This is a genomic window from Acinetobacter sp. ANC_7682, assembly GCF_056779795.1.
Window position 1 is genome coordinate 21,864 of record NZ_JBWYIQ010000009.1, and the last position, 16,193, is coordinate 38,056.

At 39.6% G+C, this 16,193-nt stretch carries 17 protein-coding genes; 7 read left to right on the forward strand and 10 right to left on the reverse strand.

Translation table 11 applies throughout. The features are described 5' to 3' along the window. Positions 1–89: 89 nt before the first annotated feature. Positions 90–1,313, forward strand: coding sequence for a chloramphenicol efflux MFS transporter CraA (gene craA, locus AC1M9D_RS05255; RefSeq protein WP_481611650.1), 1,224 nt, complete (start codon positions 90–92; stop codon positions 1,311–1,313). Positions 1,314–1,342: 29 nt separating this feature from the next. Here the strand turns inward: craA and AC1M9D_RS05260 are convergent, their stop codons facing one another. From AC1M9D_RS05260 to AC1M9D_RS05275, 4 genes are all read right to left on the reverse strand, one after another. After that, a complete protein-coding gene (locus tag AC1M9D_RS05260) occupies positions 1,343–1,633 on the reverse strand; it encodes a DUF3817 domain-containing protein (RefSeq protein ID WP_179998758.1) in 291 nt (96 codons plus the stop codon). 267 nt (positions 1,634–1,900) lie between these two features. Next, complete coding sequence (gene sodC, locus AC1M9D_RS05265; RefSeq protein WP_481611651.1) at positions 1,901–2,479, reverse strand: superoxide dismutase [Cu-Zn] SodC; 579 nt, start codon at positions 2,477–2,479, stop codon at positions 1,901–1,903. A gap of 120 nt (positions 2,480–2,599) precedes the next feature. Beyond that, positions 2,600–3,709 carry an AI-2E family transporter gene (locus tag AC1M9D_RS05270; RefSeq protein WP_481587358.1) on the reverse strand — a complete coding sequence of 370 codons (1,110 nt, stop codon included), beginning with the start codon at positions 3,707–3,709 and terminating at the stop codon, positions 2,600–2,602. Between the two features lie 126 nt (positions 3,710–3,835). Next, a complete protein-coding gene (locus AC1M9D_RS05275; RefSeq protein WP_179998757.1) occupies positions 3,836–4,480 on the reverse strand; it encodes a ParA family protein in 645 nt (214 codons plus the stop codon). A 132-nt stretch (positions 4,481–4,612) separates the two neighbouring features. On the opposite strand from AC1M9D_RS05275, the gene AC1M9D_RS05280 reads away from it, so the two are divergent. After that, positions 4,613–5,080 (forward strand): Holliday junction resolvase-like protein, encoded by a 468-nt coding sequence (locus AC1M9D_RS05280; protein ID WP_481611652.1) that lies wholly within the window; start codon positions 4,613–4,615, stop codon positions 5,078–5,080. Positions 5,081–5,111: 31 nt separating this feature from the next. On the opposite strand, the gene AC1M9D_RS05285 is transcribed toward AC1M9D_RS05280, so the two are convergent. After that, positions 5,112–5,744 (reverse strand): class I SAM-dependent methyltransferase, encoded by a 633-nt coding sequence (locus AC1M9D_RS05285; RefSeq protein WP_481611653.1) that lies wholly within the window; start codon positions 5,742–5,744, stop codon positions 5,112–5,114. A gap of 244 nt (positions 5,745–5,988) precedes the next feature. Here AC1M9D_RS05285 and AC1M9D_RS05290 point away from each other — a divergent pair, with 244 nt between their 5' ends. Together AC1M9D_RS05290 and AC1M9D_RS05295 are read left to right on the forward strand one after the other, a co-directional pair. After that, positions 5,989–6,555, forward strand: a complete 567-nt coding sequence (locus AC1M9D_RS05290) for a hypothetical protein (RefSeq protein ID WP_481611654.1) — start codon at positions 5,989–5,991, stop codon at positions 6,553–6,555. A 79-nt stretch (positions 6,556–6,634) separates the two neighbouring features. Beyond that, entirely contained in the window at positions 6,635–7,072 is a 438-nt protein-coding gene (locus AC1M9D_RS05295) for a protease inhibitor I42 family protein (protein ID WP_481611655.1), read from the forward strand. A 49-nt stretch (positions 7,073–7,121) separates the two neighbouring features. On the opposite strand, the gene AC1M9D_RS05300 is transcribed toward AC1M9D_RS05295, so the two are convergent. Both AC1M9D_RS05300 and AC1M9D_RS05305 read right to left on the reverse strand, forming a co-directional pair. Beyond that, positions 7,122–7,697 (reverse strand): hypothetical protein, encoded by a 576-nt coding sequence (locus tag AC1M9D_RS05300; RefSeq protein ID WP_481611656.1) that lies wholly within the window; start codon positions 7,695–7,697, stop codon positions 7,122–7,124. A 53-nt stretch (positions 7,698–7,750) separates the two neighbouring features. Beyond that, the gene (locus AC1M9D_RS05305; protein WP_481611657.1) at positions 7,751–8,524 is read right to left on the reverse strand and encodes a class I SAM-dependent methyltransferase; all 774 of its coding nucleotides are present in this window, start codon (positions 8,522–8,524) and stop codon (positions 7,751–7,753) included. A gap of 121 nt (positions 8,525–8,645) precedes the next feature. On the opposite strand from AC1M9D_RS05305, the gene AC1M9D_RS05310 reads away from it, so the two are divergent. The 3 genes from AC1M9D_RS05310 to AC1M9D_RS05320 all read left to right on the forward strand — a co-directional run bounded on the left by AC1M9D_RS05310 (position 8,646) and on the right by AC1M9D_RS05320 (position 11,978). Beyond that, positions 8,646–9,908, forward strand: coding sequence for a hypothetical protein (locus AC1M9D_RS05310; RefSeq protein ID WP_481611658.1), 1,263 nt, complete (start codon positions 8,646–8,648; stop codon positions 9,906–9,908). Between the two features lie 305 nt (positions 9,909–10,213). Beyond that, on the forward strand, positions 10,214–10,954 hold the full coding sequence (locus tag AC1M9D_RS05315) for a TetR/AcrR family transcriptional regulator (RefSeq protein WP_481611659.1): 741 nt from the start codon (positions 10,214–10,216) through the stop codon (positions 10,952–10,954). 70 nt (positions 10,955–11,024) lie between these two features. Continuing rightward, positions 11,025–11,978, forward strand: a complete 954-nt coding sequence (locus AC1M9D_RS05320; RefSeq protein ID WP_481611660.1) for a 2-hydroxyacid dehydrogenase — start codon at positions 11,025–11,027, stop codon at positions 11,976–11,978. 110 nt (positions 11,979–12,088) lie between these two features. On the opposite strand, the gene AC1M9D_RS05325 is transcribed toward AC1M9D_RS05320, so the two are convergent. The 3 genes from AC1M9D_RS05325 to AC1M9D_RS05335 form a co-directional block, all read right to left on the reverse strand. Continuing rightward, entirely contained in the window at positions 12,089–12,721 is a 633-nt protein-coding gene (locus AC1M9D_RS05325) for a hypothetical protein (RefSeq protein WP_481611661.1), read from the reverse strand. Positions 12,722–13,095: 374 nt separating this feature from the next. After that, positions 13,096–15,114: a CocE/NonD family hydrolase gene (locus tag AC1M9D_RS05330; protein ID WP_481611662.1), complete on the reverse strand. Its 2,019-nt coding sequence runs from the start codon at positions 15,112–15,114 to the stop codon at positions 13,096–13,098. Between the two features lie 474 nt (positions 15,115–15,588). After that, a complete protein-coding gene (locus AC1M9D_RS05335; protein ID WP_481611663.1) occupies positions 15,589–15,978 on the reverse strand; it encodes a hypothetical protein in 390 nt (129 codons plus the stop codon). Between the last annotated feature and the right edge of the window lie 215 nt (positions 15,979–16,193).

A 16,193-nucleotide genomic window follows, 5' to 3' on the forward strand; every position in this document is an offset into this window, starting at 1 on the left:
TTACAAAAACGCAAAACTTTGTCATGGCATTGTGATGCATTTCACGTAAACTACGCTTCCCAAAAAATATTCAAACATGTGAAAAAAACATGCAAAAGGTGAGTAAAGCAACCTTAAGTCGGGCAACAATTATGTTCCCTTTGGCATTGGTGCTCTTCGAATTTTCAGTCTATATCTGTAATGATCTTGTACAACCTGCGATGCTTACGATTACACGTGAGTTTGGTGTAGGCAGTGAGTGGGCGCCATCATCCATGTCTTTCTTTTTATTGGGTGGAGCATGTTTGGCGTGGTTTTTAGGACCGTTATCAGATCGCTTAGGTCGTAAAAAAGTACTCCTTGGTGGTGTTTTCTTTTTTGTGGTCTGCTGTTTGCTCATTTTATTCACCCAGTCTATAGAGCAATTTCTTGCATTTCGTTTTTTACAAGGGATTGGGCTGACCATTATTTCAGCTGTGGGTTATGCTGCCATCCAAGAAATTTTTGAAGAAAGAGATGCGATTAAAGTCATGGCTTTAATGGCGAATATTTCATTGATCGCACCATTACTTGGTCCTGTGCTAGGCGCATTTATGATAGACCATGTGTCTTGGCATTGGGGTTTCATTGGGATTGCCTTTTTAGCAACCTTAAGTTGGTTTGGTCTTAAAGCAAAAATGCCTGAGCAGCATTTGAGTATTCCAAAGCAACCATTAAGCTATGTATGGGATGACTTCAAAGCCATTTTTAAAAATAAAAAATTCATGGGCTTGGCTTTATCTGTACCCATGGTCTCAATTCCACTGATTTTGTGGATCGCTATGTCACCTGTAATTTTGGTCGAACAGCTCGGTCTGACCAATATGCAATATGGCTATGCACAGGTGCCTGTATTGGGTGGTTTAATTATTGGAAATATTGTCCTGATTCGCGTCATTGATCGCTATGCGGTAGGAAAGACCGTGCTAGTTGCATTGCCGTTGATGTTGGTTGGAACGCTTATTGTTTTGGCAGGTGCGATTTGGCAGGATTATTTGTTATGGTGCTTAATTATCGGTATGACCTTAATCAGTTTTGGTGAGGGCTGCAGTTTTTCTGTGCTTTATCGTTTCAGTTTAGATGCATCTGAGGTATCTAAAGGAACTGTTGCTGCCGCAGTAGGAATGATTATGATGATTGCATTCTTTGTTGTGATCGAAATTGTACGCATTATGTATGAATCTTACGGCACGATGGCATATGCATTGGCTTGTTTTATCCTTATTGCACTGTGGTTTAGTGCTCCAAGAAAAATTGCTCATCAGATCATGCAAGAAAGAGCCACTTCAGCATAAAAAAATCCTCCTTGTGGAGGATTTTTTAATCATTGTATTTGTTCGAGATGTTTGAGTTTACGATCAAAAATAAAAGGGGCAAAGGGTAGAACGGAAGCTATCAGCCCAAGAATAAATACATTGATAGACCATTTTTGCTTCTCGCATACCACAAATAATACGACTAAAAACAACACAAATAGAACGCCATGTCCCATGCCAATATATTTCACATAAATAGGCTGATCTAACATATATTTCATTGGCATGGCAAAAAAAAGCAGTAGTAGGAATGAAATCCCTTCAAGTAAACCAATAATACGTAAGGACTTAATATTCATTCTCAAACCCCACAAAAGAAGACATCCTATTTTACCTAATCGTTGTTGTAGCAAAGTTAGAATCTATGTGGACTAGATCGCATTGTTTAAGGGAAATATAATTTATAATAATCGTTTTTTATGATAGTAGATTTAAAATAAGCTAATATGTCAATCATGTCTATAAAGATGAATATGAAGTGATACTCACAACATTTTATAGATCATCAGCGAAATAAAAAAAGGACTAAGCTAGAGCTTAATCCTTTGATGAGTCTTGGGTGTAGCTTAGCGTATAACACCACATGCTATACGATCACCCCCACCACCTAGTGGTTTAGGTTGGTCTGAATAATTGTCACCACCTGCATGTACCATGATGGATAGACCTTGAATGTCTGCAAGTGTAAGACGTGGTGCAATCACTTGTGTTTTTGCATTACCTGACGCGTCAACATTTAACACTGGTAAGTCACCTAGATGACCATCGTTTGGCGTACCATGCCCAGGCGCTTGATTTGGATTGTAATGTCCACCAGCGGCAAGCGCAGCACCCATTTTTCCATCTTTTTCAGCAGGTTCACATGAGCCTTTTTCATGGATATGGAACCCGTGATATCCAGGTGATAATTTAGTTAAGTCCGTTGTGATCACAAGACCTTTGTCACTATCTTGGAAGCTAATCGTTCCAATTTGATCATGAACTCCTTGAGCACTCACCGCATTTACAGGAATGGTTTGGATTTTAGTGTTGGATTCTTTGGATGCAGATGTATTTTGCGTTGCCGCACATCCTACAAAGCTTAAACTCAGCAATGCACTGAGCATAGAAATTTTGAACGCTGAAACTTTCGATTGCATTTGCATGCTGTTCTATCCTTGTTCCATGTAAGTGATAACGCATTGAAACAAATTTGGCATTTAGCAACAAGAACGATTTAAGTATTTGATTGTATAGATTTCTTATCAGTAAAAATAAAACACCACTTATGAGAGTGGTGTTTCATTGTCTTGATCGTAGGCCATCGTGGCTTTAGGCACGGGTTCTGGTTCCAGTGTTTCATGTAACCATTCACGCCAAATGGCTAAAAGAATGGCGAGAATTACAGGACCAATAAAGAGTCCAACTAACCCAAAGCTCGCTAACCCCCCCAGTACACCAAACATGATCAATAAGAACGGAATTTGAGTAGCACCTGAAATGACCAAAGGACGAATGACATTGTCGGCTGTACTCACCACACAAACGCCCCAAGCCATTACGCCAATCGCCTCAACGGTTTGACCTTGTGAAAATAACCACAGTGAAACAGCACCATATGCCACTGGAGGACCAAAAGGAATCAGCGCCATGATAAAGGTCATAATGGTTAAAAGCATTGGATTTGGAACACCAGCAACGTAATAGCTGATTCCTGCCAATATCGACTGTGCAACGGCAGTCAAACCAACACCATATACCACTGCACGCGTTGTTTCAGAGATCGTGTCGATATAATGTTGGATACGTGGACCAATGACTTTCTCCATCGCTTTACTGACCTGTTGAACAATCGTTTGTCCATCACGGTAAAAGAAAAATAGAGAGAGCATGGCGAAACCAAGTTTGACTAAATTTTTGGTAATTTCGCTAATCACGAATTTACCGTAATTTAAATGTCCTTGAATCCATACACTAATATTACTAAAAAGTGCATTTGGGTCGGCATTGATGTCACGTACAATTCGAGAAACTTCTTTACCTACAATGGGTAATTCACGTATCACATCAGGAACGGTGATATGACCAGAAGCCAGTTGGCGCTGTAAATCAAAGAATAAGTTTCGACCTTCATGTTGAAGTAAGAAGATAGCAAAAGTGAACGGTAAACCGACAACGAGTGCCAATAAGCATGTCATAACAGACGCACCCAATGTAGGTCGATTACCACACCAAGCGAGAATACGTTTGTATAAAGGCCAAGTCATATAGGCGATAATACAAGCCCATAACACAGGTACGATAAAGTATTTGACAATGTCATATCCCAAATAAAGCAGAATAAAAAACAAGCCAAATAAAAGTACACGCTGTAAAGTTGGATTAAAATCTTGCACTAAAGTCTCTGATCTATATTCTTGATTTTCAAACGTATCTGCCGCACATCTGATTCATTTCGAGTATGCATTTAACATCATATATGAAAATGAAAAAAAAGTGCGACGACAATCTGGATTCTTTATTTAGAACCAATCACTTGGATCATCAATTAAAACATCTAACAAGGGTTGCCATTGTTGTTGTATTGATAAATAAGTTTTTTGATTTTTATCAAAAATGTTGAGACCCTGCATCGCCAATTGACCATAAGCTGTTCGTTCAGAAATCCAAGCAACAGGTTGTTGATCAATCTTGGTAAAGAACTGTTGGATCTCTTGAGCACTCTGACTATTTGGTTTGACACGATTTGCCACCAAATGAACTTGAACTTTACCTTTCCGAATACGTTTAATGTCATGGATGTGTTTTAAGAAGCGACGCGTGCTGTCGATATCAAAAAAAGAAGGTTGCAGAGGTGTGACCACTGCATGACATTCTGCAATTAATTGTTCAGCGTGCTCACCTGTTAATGCGCCTGGAGCATCAATAATCAGATAATCAAGATTTTTCGGTGCATCACCAATCGATTTTTCATGGCGCCAGTCTAAACTTTGAATGTGTGTTGCTGATTCTGGGCGCTGCTTTAACCATTGCAATGCAGATTTTTGATTGTCCGCATCCGCCAATGCAACTTTATAACCTTTCTGTGCGAGTGCTGTCGCAAGCGTAATCGCAGAAATTGTTTTTCCACAGCCACCTTTTTGGTTGGCAATCAGTATCGTTTTCATGAGTTTAAAATTATACATGCTTCAAATAAGGTCTAATCTTAGCTTAGCATTAAAATCAGCCAAAACGCGCATACATGACAAAAGTTTAGTTCTTGTTTAAATTGTCCGCATAACAAGTCATAGAGAACGTCAATGTCCATTTGGATGGCAATGTTAATAGGCGCCTGTATTGGCGTGGTAATCACCATAATGATGTTGAGCTCAACCCGCAATGGCCGTATCAAAGCAGAATATGAACAATATATTGCAGAGCTTGAACTTGAGCATCAACACGCATTAGCTGCTGCTCAAAAACGCAGTGTAAATACTAGTCGTGCGGTACTGAAAGGTAAAATGGCTGAACAGTTAGCACCGATTATGCCTGAATTTCAATATTTACCAAGTGATGCTAAATTCTTAGGTGATCCTGTCGACTATGTGGTATTTGATGGATATACAGATTTCCGTGATGGTGATGGCGCGGCAGAAGATATTGAAGTTGTATTGATTGATATTAAAAGTGGTGGAGCACGGCTCACCAAAGGTCAGACGGCAATTGCGAATGCAATTGCCGAAGGGCGTGTGCGTTTTGAGACGATCCGTATCGACTTTCAAGACTAGCTTGGATCAATAATCCACTACTTAGAAGTGATCAGTTGGTTTTAGTCGCGCGAGCAAGCATCATGCGACGACCTACTTTGGGCACTTCTTCTGCTTCGAAATAATCGAGTTCAGAAATCTCAAAGCCAGCATCAAGCAGTGCTTGCTCGATATTTCTGTTCAAATGACAACCATCAGCAATCACTTTCTGTACTGGCGTTAAAAGATCTTGAAGACGCTTTAAACTCTTTTGCTGTTGTGCATCGTAAGCGACATGTTCAACCAAATGCAAAGTGCCACCGATGCGTAATACACGTTTAATTTCATGTAGAACTTGTTGAACATGACTCACACTACATAATGTCCATGTGCTGACGACATGTTGAATAGATTGATCTTCAAATGGTAAATTTTCCGCTTTAGCATGAACATGTTCCACATGGAACGGTGCATCTTGAATACGTTGTTCAGCTAATTTGTATACATCTAGGCTCGGTTCAAGCCCATAGAGACTGTGCACAGCTTGATAAAATGGCAGGTTAATTCCTGTACCAAAACCGATTTCTAATACCTCACCTTGAATCGGAAGCAGAAGACGGCGTCTGCTATCCATCATACTTGGTAACTGCATGACTTGATTCAGAATATGAGGGAATACTCGTTGCTGATAAAATTTATAAATCATTTTTGTTCTTAACATCTTCCATTATTCGATTATTTTACACGTTCAATACACTTTTAACAGTAGACAAAATTGTGACTAAATCACGATAGATTGTTACTGTTCATCAATTTCCTTTTCAGAATGAAGTTCTAAGATAGATCATATAGATTTAGGTTAAATACAATTCAGTCGGATGTTTTCCATAGTAGATGTATGTGCTGCTGTTGAGTTGTTTTTGACACTTAGAAAGAAGGATGGATGTCTGTTGAAAAAGTTAGTTCTCGCATTATGTATCGCCCTTGGTGGTGTTTCGGCTTATAGCTCTGCCAGTGTGAAGTCGAGCGACTTTAATATTGCCAATGGTTTGCCGCCAGCTTCGTCAGATCAAAAAATTTCAGTATTGGAACCCTTTGAAGGGGAATTTCGTATTCTTGGTTCAAAAGAATATACCGATGATCCGCAAGCCCAATTTTCACCTATCGACTATGCAGTGACCCGCGGTATTTTCACAGAACCTGAAATTGCACGACAAATTTCGATTAATCAGTATGACCGCTATTTAAATTGGAAAATGGCAAAACCACCGATTCACCCACGCTTAGCAACACAGTTGGTGAGTAACATGCACATTATCCCGGCTAATCCAGAAATTGCGAAAGAGATTAAGAAAGTTCAACGTGGTGATCTGGTGCGCTTAGAAGGGGAATTGGTGCAAATCAATGCCAAAGATTTGGTGTGGAAGTCAGCTTTGGATTGGAATGGTATCGGTGATGGTGCATGCAAATTAATTCGCGTCGAATCAATTGAATGGTTAGAAAAGCGAAATATTTAAATATGATTTGAGATTGATGAGTTTGAAATGATTTTCAGCTCAAAGTTTTGATCATTAGATAAATGAGAGAGTGTGGATCATGAGCGTTGGCAAGACATCCTTATGGATAAGTTTATGTATTGGCGTACTCGGGAGTAGTCTTGCTGCATGTCAAAACTCAGTCTCTGAAGTGCAAGCGGAGTCCCATCACTATACTGATCAGCAAAATTGTCCTGCACTATTGGTGATGAAAGTGGGTGAAACCTTAGAATTTAATGCAGCAGAAAATCCAAGTGCGGGTTATCAATGGCAAATCATGCAACCGCTTCATCTCTTTAAAGTTGAAGAACAATATTTGGCCACTGAAAAATCAAAAGCGATGGTAGGCGTTGGAGGTGAAAAGACAGTGAAGCTGACTGCGCTAAAGCCTGGTCAGGAACTCATTGAATTGGCGTATGTGCGACCTTGGGAAGTTGCTCAAGACCGTACTCAAACAGATGTCCCAACATCGTGGCAATGTCGAGTACGTATTTCTTAAGCAGGCAGAAGACCGTTTCTAAAATTGTGCTGTACTTTTACTATGTACGCTATTGTTCTTTCGTGACACTAGTATTTTGACTCCAATGTTGGAGTTGGGCTTTCGCAGTATAATAATCACTCATATTTCGAATTGCATCTTTAGGATTTCGAAGCTCATCTTCGGGAGACTGTTCGAGCTCTTGATAGACCTCAATCTGATTTTCCCAGTATTGATAAAATAAGCCTTGAATATATCTACCTTGTTCCGTCTTAAGATCTAAGTCTTTCAACATATTGAGGGAGGACTGAATGAGATCTCGTTTACGCTGGAACTCCATATCCGCATTTAAATTGCCATCTGCTTTTAATTGCTGAAGTTCTTCATCTAGCTCATCGCTCAATTGCTCAAAACTTTGATCATATTGATTCAGCAAAGCAACGTCATGAGCGTCATTTGGAGTGGATTCAAACGATTTGATCGGCTGTGCTTCGATTTGTGTTTTCAATTCAACGGATGGATCAACGGATTCTTTTTGTTCGGTCTGAGGGTTTTGTTCTGTTTTTTGGCATCCAATGAGCATGAAAGGCATACTCAAGCAGAGTGCAAATATCGAAAGTCGAATAGGGTGAAGATTTGCCGTCATGAGAGTCAATCCTCTGTTGGTTTTTTTAATGAATGATCGAGATTAAGTTTAGTTTATCGCGCACGATAGTGATAGGCATAAGTGATATAAGGAAAGGAAACTTCGTCATGGGGCGTAAGTCCCTTATGTTTAAATATGATCGACTCAAATGCTGTTTTCATTTTTGCTTGGTCTGCCGCTGACATTGCCGCAATAAAACTGGTAGATAAGAGTCGTTTGCTGACGACCTGTTCAACACTGCCGACTTGATGCTGAGTGAAGGTGCTTAAACTTTGGAATTCAAATAATTCTTGCTGCTGAAATACATTTTGCCATTGGTCACTGTGAAAGCGTGGCGTATCGGACTCAAAAGGTGCGATGTAATCCGCCAATGCTTTGACCCAATCCACTGAGATATCTCGTTGGTTCCAGACTAAACCTAAATGCCCTTGGGGTTTAAGAAGGCGATGCATTTCTTGCAATGTTTGTCGTTCAGCAAACCAATGAAATGATTGTGCGCATAAAATAGCATCAACACTATGCGTTGATTGCGCAATTTGATGGCTTGATGCTTGTAGTGTCTTCACCTCAGGATGTACTATTTTCAATTGTTCGAGCATTGCTGGAATCGGCTCAACGGCGATTATGTTCGAGGTGACTTGTTTTAGATAGTGCAGGAATTTTCCTGTCCCTGAACCTAAGTCAATCGCAACTGCATCAGGATGAATATTCAACTCATCTTTCAACCACGTGACGATAGCCTGTGGATAATTTGGTCGGACTTGTTGATAAAGTTCAGCCGCAGAACTAAACCCATTTTCAGCAGCAGGATGAAGTGAATGTGTCATATTTTGCGCTTTTTAATCTGAACAGTATCTATAAAATATGACACCGACAATGTGATGTAAGCAAGTGAACGATTGATTCATTTTGCAAACCAGATGATGAGAACCCTTTTTTGGAATTGCAATGGATAAGCAAATAGTATTTGAAGACGAACACATCAGAGCAATTTATTTAAAAGGAACAACAGAAACATTGGTTCTCTCTTTTGGTGACTTGATCAGTCGTGCCAAAGGCAATGCCATTAATGCTGAAAAATCCTTAGCCAAATATGACTACAATGTCATAGGTATCATGCCAAAACAAAAGTCATGGTTCCCATCACAGAGCATGCAAGCTTTGATCGAGCAAATATCGCCTTTGTTGAATCAATTTCAGCGTGTCGTGGCTTATGGTGGTTCTATGGGTGGCTACGCAGCGATTAAGTACAGTAAGTTATTGGGCGCAGCACGTGTGGTCTCTATGGTGCCGCAATATTCAATTAATCCTGCTGAAATTGAAGACCGCCGTTATACTGATTTTTACGATCCTAAGGTCAATGCTGACATGCAAATTGCCGCTACAGATATTGCGTCCGATGCAGAATATATCGTGGTTTATGATCCCTACTTTGATCTGGATCGCGAGCACTATGAAAAAATCAAGCCGCTTATTCCTCAACTCAATACACTACATTTACCTTATACGGGTCATGATGCGGTTGCTGTATTAGCAAATTCTGCGTTATTGCATGATTTTATTGAACATGAATTTGATGCAACCTACTTTTATCGCCAGATTCGAGCAGTTAAAAAGAACAGTAAATTTTACTATCGAAGCGTGATCGCACATCTGCTTGGCACTCACAATGAAGCATTAGGTAATATTTTAAAAACCATCGATCTACAACTAGACAGTAGCTTTTTTGATGCCAGTCTTAAACAGACGATTACCCGTATCTTGCTGACCAACAAACGAGTAGATGAACAAGATCTACAAAAGCTTGGTATTTCGATTCATTTGCCGTTTGAAAATAAAACACAACTTCATGACAGCTTTGGCAAAGTGTTGGTCTTTAACGTGATCACCCAAAAATTAGAAAGCTATGAACAACATGTGATTGATATTAATGGTAAGTACATTATTCCATTACATGTGGAAAGTACTGGATTGGCCCAGATTGAAATTAAAAAACAGCACTATCTCATTTGTATGAATGATCGCCGTGTCACCAAATTGATCAAAATGGATGATGCGCTCAGTGCAGATATGAGCCCTTTGATTGTGAAAAAGGGCGAAGGTTTCTTTAGTATCAGTTATAAGCATCTTTATATGCACTGCGATGAGTTAGGAAACTGTATTTTTGAATCAGACATTGTTGGTGAGGCAGAAAAATTTTCAGTGGAGTAAGCCTGAATTTTTCATAGCAATTGATCAAAGCGCTTCGGCGCTTTTTTTATCTTTAAGTAAAAAATATAGAGTGTGTGATAGGTCTCAATCTGTCGTAAAAAGCGATATTGTTTAAAATTTACCCGTGTTTATTTTGTAACGAAAGCGATGGAATGACTCTGTTTCATTGCTAAGATCAGGCAATATATAACGAATTTGAATGATTCAAATGATGATGTATTTATGAATATCGGAATATTCATGCATCTTTGACGTGTCTACTTGAGCACAAAAAAACCCATATAAATGGAATTTAGGTGGGACAGATGAATAAAAAGAAAATTGTAAAAACTGAAACAGGAATGAATCCTCCAAAACAATCGCGTACACATCGCCGTGTTATGCAGGTGATTCAAACTGCAGAAAAACTTTTAGTTAAAATGGGCTTAGAGTCAATTTCAATTCCCGAAATTGCCAATGCTTCAAACATTCCAAGAGCCAGTATTTATCAGTTCTTTCCAACAAAATATGATCTGTTGCATCATATGGCACAGTTGTATTTGCAGAAACTAGTAAGCTTGCTTAAGGAAGCTGGTTTAAACGTCATACGAGAACATCCGCACGAAAGTATGACGGCTTATGGTCGAATGGTGGCTGCAGCTGTGATTGAGACCACTGCCAAGTTTTATAATGACTCTGCTGTGGCCCGATTATTAATATTGTCAGGTCCACTGAACCGACAAGTGTATTTACGTCATCAAATGGAACTCAAACAGTTCAGTCAAGATTTAAGAGATGCACTTAAAGCAATTCGGGTAGATGATTATTTACCGCAACAACCTGACAGTATGTTGATCATTATTGAAATGATCTTTACTTGTATGAAACATGGTTATTACACAGAAGATCGGATTTCTGAACGTATTTGTGAGGAGGCGTATCGTTTGGCAACGGCATATTTAAATGCGCTGAAAGAAGATCAATTTTCCCTAAAAGCACACCGTGCAGCAACGACGCAATCTGAGACAAAAAACCAGTCAAATCAGCTGTTATTGACCTACCATTAAGCTTACAATCAGTTGAATTATCATGAAAATCTTGCAGTCGAAATGCAGATCAATATTGCTGAGGTTCAACGTGAAAGCTGTTTTTTTGGATCAATTCTCTCTCGATCAGAATGATTTAGATTTTTCGGGGTGGTATCAAGTCTTTGATGAGGTAACATTCTTTGAGCGCACTGATCCAGATCAAGTGCTTGAACGCATTGCGAATGTAGATGTGGTGGTGACCAATAAAGTGGTGATTACGGCAGGCATGATGCAACAACGACCGCAGCTTAAATTAATTTTAATTTCAGCCACAGGCACCAATAATGTCGATTTAATCCAAGCAAAAGCTCAAAACATTGTGGTATGTAACTGTCAGGCATATGGTACTGCCGCTGTAGCTCAACATACCATGATGTTGATGCTCAACTTGGCAACGTCTTTTATTCAATATGATCGTGCAGTTCGTGCGGGTGAATGGAATAAAGCATCACAATTTTGTTTATTAGATTTCCCCATTGCTGAATTGAATGGTAAGACCTTAGGGATTTTGGGCTATGGTGAACTTGGTCAAGCCGTAGCGAAATTGGCTGAAGCCTTTGGTATGAAGGTGATTGTGGCTCATTTACCAGGACGACCTGCAGCCGCTGATCGTGTCAGTCTACAAAGCTTGCTGCGTCAATCAGACTTTATTAGCTTACATTGTCCATTAACTGAAACAACACGCGACTTAATTGATGCAGAAGCATTCAGTTTAATGAAAGAAAGTGCATATTTAATTAATTGTGCCCGTGGTGGTATTGTGAATGAACAAGCATTGGCGGAAGCACTAATAAATCGGAGAATCGCAGGGGCGGCGACGGATGTGTTGAGTATAGAACCGCCTCAGCAAGGCAATGTGTTATTGAATTCGGATATCCCTAATCTCATTATTACACCACACAGTGCATGGGGAAGCGTTGAAGCACGTCAACGCATTGTGCAACAAGTACAAGAAAACGCAGCTGCATTTAAAGCGGGTCAGACGATCCGTCAAGTCAACTGAAGTTAAGCAAGAAAAAAGGTGCTGTGAGAAGCACCTTTTTTCTTGAAGAGATATAAATAAACTCAACCTAATAAATAAACTTCACTTAGGTTTGAATAAAACGACATGGTTTAACGTGGGACACCTGCATCACTGTCATCTACAGCTGGACTAGAGGTGGTAGCTCCACTATTAGGTAAAGCAACACTTTGACGCTGAATGGTCGGTTCTGCTTCAGGTGCTTGATTTTGACTTGCTAGCGTGGTGTTGGCTGATTGCGCAGTTTCAAGGTTGACTGAATTTTCTTGAACGGGTAAAGCGACCGATGCAGTAGTTGGAGCAGGGGAGGCTGTGACAGCAGGTGCTGTCGTTGGGTTGGGTTGACTCAAACTGCCTCTTTCGATGGGAACACCACCTGCACCGACGAGGTTCTGTTTAGCATGCTGCACAGATTTAACAGTTGTATCCACGCCTTGACGAGCACCGTCACGTAATGCAATCGCTTTTTCATTGGTGAATTCTTTGGTGTTTTGCCAAGCTGAATCGACGGATGGTTTGATTTTAGCAATACCACGCTTGGTCGCATCATCAACGGTGTTGGCTGTATTTTGCAAAGTCTCTTGTGCTTTGACTGCAAGTACTTTGGCTAAATTTGGATTGTCACCGTAAGCAGGATTGTTGCCCGTTAAAGTAGAGTCTTGAGCAAATGTAGTTGCTGAGTATAGCGTAATACAACTTACCAGCATCGTTTTCATTATGTTCATGAAGGATCCTCTTCTCGGTTCTGTATGGGTGGCGCTGTGACTCAATCGCCTCATCTGTACAAAACTTTTGAATTTTTTATCAGTTTCCAAGCAAACTACATGAGCGATGGGGCTGTTTCAATGTTGAAATGTATCTGTAACGTTGTGCTTCGGCAGTTTTAATGACTAAAGCTACAATTTTTATTCATCTTGCATCGCTTAAAGGCTTTTAGGATACAACACTACATTGTGTGCATTGGATCGTGGACAATAAAATTAAAAGTAAAGTTTATCATCCGATTCTAAGACAGGTGTTGATCAAACCAATATATTCAACATAAAAAAAGTCTGAGCATTGATTCATGCTCAGACGCTGTTTATAAGAAATCTAAAAATTAATGCTTCAGATATTGAGTCGGGACTTTTGGTAAAACCACGCTTGATGGGTATTGTGAATTCGAATAGATCGAAATCGATCCCAAAAGCGATGAAGTTAAACTTGATAATGGGGCAACGCCTTTCCATACATCACTGGAAACCACCGAAATTTGAATACGATGTCCTTTCGGAATAAGCGCAGCAGTTGCTGGAATCTCAATATTGACCAAGACTGGCTTGTTTTTGTCTAAAGGCTGAATATCCGATGCTTTAAATGTATGCCAAGGTTGAATCATTTGTCCTTTGATATAACGAGAACGTGATTCGTCAACTTTACGCATGGACGCTGTGATAATACCCGTGCTTAATGTTTTAGCATTGCCCGTTCTTGGGTCCACATCGGATACACGTACGACTAAACCACTGTCTTTAGAGCTGGATGAAATCCACAAGTCAGCTTGTATCGGTCCATTTAAATAATAGTCTTCAGTTAAAGGTACTGAGTTAAAGACCGACGCAGGAATATTTGCCAAGTTGCTATTTTCCAGACATGGGAACGGTAGGATAGACGTTGCACCAATGAGAACTTGTTCAACAGTACTTGAGCATAAACCGAAAGTTGGCGCTTGTAATAAGTAATTTTCACCAGAGCTTGACGTTGGTCGATCTTTTGCAAGATTTCCACGTGTATTTAAGAATAAACGATCAGGTTCTAATGCTACATGCGGCCAATCCGTACTGACGACATAATCGTCATAACCGTGCACCCATTGTGTGACATTAGGTAGAGTTTCAGCGCCAGTGTTGATGCCTTTTAAATATTGATCAAACCATTGAAGTTGCATTTTGTCTAAACGCGGTACATTACCTTTAGGCAAACTTGGGAAAAGTTGTGCGGCTTGAATGTGTGCCCAAGGTCCAATAAAGGTTTTTACTGTGGTATGACCTTTTAATGCTTCATGCCAAAGCGGTTCACTGCGTTGGAACAAATCACGTGTTCCCCCGACAATAAAAGTCGGAACTTTAATATTATTGGCTTGTTCTAACAGCGATCTTTCTTGCCAAAAGTCATTATCAAAAGCATCAGCTTTGCCTTTTAGAGCATTGGCAAAAAGCGGTATTTGGAATTCTGTACTGTTAATAATTTTATCGAGTGCGGTCAGTTTTCCAGTAATCGGGTCTTGCACCAAGGTATCAATCGGTAAAGTACCCAACAGTGTAATTAAACTCATCCAAAGTGGAATGAAGTTAGTGTTTAGCTGCCCGCCATTGAAAAGAATATCGCGGTACGCATCACCCATAGGTACGATTGGGAGCGCTGCCTTGATTGCTGGATGTTGTGTCGCTGCACCCAGCATCGCCGTGATTCCTAAATAAGAAACGCCATATAAGCCGACATTTCCATCAGAGAAGCTTTGTTTACTTGACCAGTCAATAATTTCATAAGCATCTTGTTGTTCGACTTTACCAAAAGCTTCCCACTTACCTGTAGAGTTGCCTGTTCCACGAACATCTGCAACGACTGTTGCGTAGCCACGTTTCACCATTTCCGGGTCTGCACCACCTGCTATTGCTGAAACCTTACCTGCAACCCCTGCGCTATAGGCCGTTTGAATAACAATCACAGGGAATTTTGCATTGATAGGACGACCTGACTCATCCGCAGGGAGCGTGACATAAGTGGCGATTCGCGTTCCATCACGCATGGTAATCCACTGTGCTGGCAAGGTCACCGACTTGGGATATTCAGCAGGTCGATCATACAATTGCCATTGAGCATTGGCATTGGAAAGTAATGGGACTTGAGGTTGACTCGGAGATTGTCTAGTTCCGAGTCGGGTGTTTTTTAATGCAACGGGAGTACCTGGGAGCGTGACATCTGGGGAGGTCACTGGGTCGGGTTGAGGACTTAAATAGCTTAAGTCTGGTGTCACATTTGGTGTTGGATTAATTGTTTTATTTGCTATGCCAATGGTAGTCGCAAGTATCGTGACACCGATGCCAACAGCAGCATAGAAAGAATTTAGCAATTTCATTACATAATTCCTTTTTGTTTTTCATTTTTGTAGTCGTGCTTGAGTGAAGAATGAAATATGCATAAAGCCAAATCGTTCCATTCATTTTATTTTTATGTCTCCTAATCTGATCAAAAAAGATAATTCAGATCAGGCTTCAATGTTGTATCACTGTTTAGTTTAACTAACAAGTTTGGGGCTTGCTGTTTGTCGGATTGGCAATGATGTTTTGATTAAGTATTTTATTTTTAATATAAAAAAATGTTTATTAGGTCAGTTTAAAAAATACAACTGTATATAAATTAATCATAATTTAGAAGATATTTCTTCTATCTGATTTCTATAGAAAATTATTGAATGTGAGCACTTATGCCAATCGGGAACTGTGATTAAGAAATCATGAAGTAGCTTCATTCCAATTAAAAAAGCACAGTTGGTTTTAGCCAATTGTGCTTTTGTAGTTTACGAATGATCAGATGAATGGTTTTTAGCGTCTTAAAAATGTTCACACTGTTGAAGATTTTGCGCTTTAAAGTGGTTTTTTAGCGCGTTGAAATTGGCTTTTTTAGTTGAATCTTGAATATCAAATACGGTCTGTTTGTTTTCGACATCTGCATCTAAATTTGAATGTGCTGAAATCAATTGCTCCCCTTGGAAAAACCAGTATTCAGTGGCTTTGCCTGTTGCAAAGTTGCCTGTAAATTCGATGAGGCAGTTGTCTTTTTGTTTAATGAGGCGAGCAATATTGTGTTGAGTTTCAGGTTCAACAGCAATGTTTTTGTGTTGTTCTAATACGATAGGAGCATTGGGGTTGGTTGGAGAAGTTGAACAGGCTGTTAGGGTTAAACAAGTTAAAGTTGAAATAACTAAAGTTTGGATTTTCATTCTAAGTCTTAAATTTCGATCTATATATTTAAGTATATGAATTTGATATAAGAATGCCCATAGCGAGATGGTTGAGTTTTCGTGAATCAAAAAAAATTAAGTTAATAATTATTTTGATATTTTTTAAGGTTAATTGGTATTTCAATAAATAGAAATTGATTATAATGAATGAGATATGACTATATCTAATATATGATACTTAGCTACAATTTAAA

Bases quoted from the DNA above. Each gene is read 5' to 3' on its own strand.
- craA (WP_481611650.1), top strand. From the start codon at position 90: ATGCAAAAGGTGAGTAAAGCAACCTTAAGTCGGGCAACAATTATGTTC.
- sodC (WP_481611651.1), bottom strand. From the start codon at position 2,479: ATGCAAATGCAATCGAAAGTTTCAGCGTTCAAAATTTCTATGCTCAGT.
- AC1M9D_RS05315 (WP_481611659.1), top strand. From the start codon at position 10,214: ATGAATAAAAAGAAAATTGTAAAAACTGAAACAGGAATGAATCCTCCA.
- AC1M9D_RS05310 (WP_481611658.1), top strand. From the start codon at position 8,646: ATGGATAAGCAAATAGTATTTGAAGACGAACACATCAGAGCAATTTAT.
- AC1M9D_RS05295 (WP_481611655.1), top strand. From the start codon at position 6,635: ATGAGCGTTGGCAAGACATCCTTATGGATAAGTTTATGTATTGGCGTA.
- AC1M9D_RS05330 (WP_481611662.1), bottom strand. From the start codon at position 15,114: ATGAAATTGCTAAATTCTTTCTATGCTGCTGTTGGCATCGGTGTCACG.
- AC1M9D_RS05325 (WP_481611661.1), bottom strand. From the start codon at position 12,721: ATGAACATAATGAAAACGATGCTGGTAAGTTGTATTACGCTATACTCA.
- AC1M9D_RS05305 (WP_481611657.1), bottom strand. From the start codon at position 8,524: ATGACACATTCACTTCATCCTGCTGCTGAAAATGGGTTTAGTTCTGCG.
- AC1M9D_RS05280 (WP_481611652.1), top strand. From the start codon at position 4,613: ATGTCCATTTGGATGGCAATGTTAATAGGCGCCTGTATTGGCGTGGTA.
- AC1M9D_RS05260 (WP_179998758.1), bottom strand. From the start codon at position 1,633: ATGAATATTAAGTCCTTACGTATTATTGGTTTACTTGAAGGGATTTCA.
- AC1M9D_RS05335 (WP_481611663.1), bottom strand. From the start codon at position 15,978: ATGAAAATCCAAACTTTAGTTATTTCAACTTTAACTTGTTTAACCCTA.
- AC1M9D_RS05285 (WP_481611653.1), bottom strand. From the start codon at position 5,744: ATGATTTATAAATTTTATCAGCAACGAGTATTCCCTCATATTCTGAAT.
- AC1M9D_RS05275 (WP_179998757.1), bottom strand. From the start codon at position 4,480: ATGAAAACGATACTGATTGCCAACCAAAAAGGTGGCTGTGGAAAAACA.
- AC1M9D_RS05300 (WP_481611656.1), bottom strand. From the start codon at position 7,697: ATGACGGCAAATCTTCACCCTATTCGACTTTCGATATTTGCACTCTGC.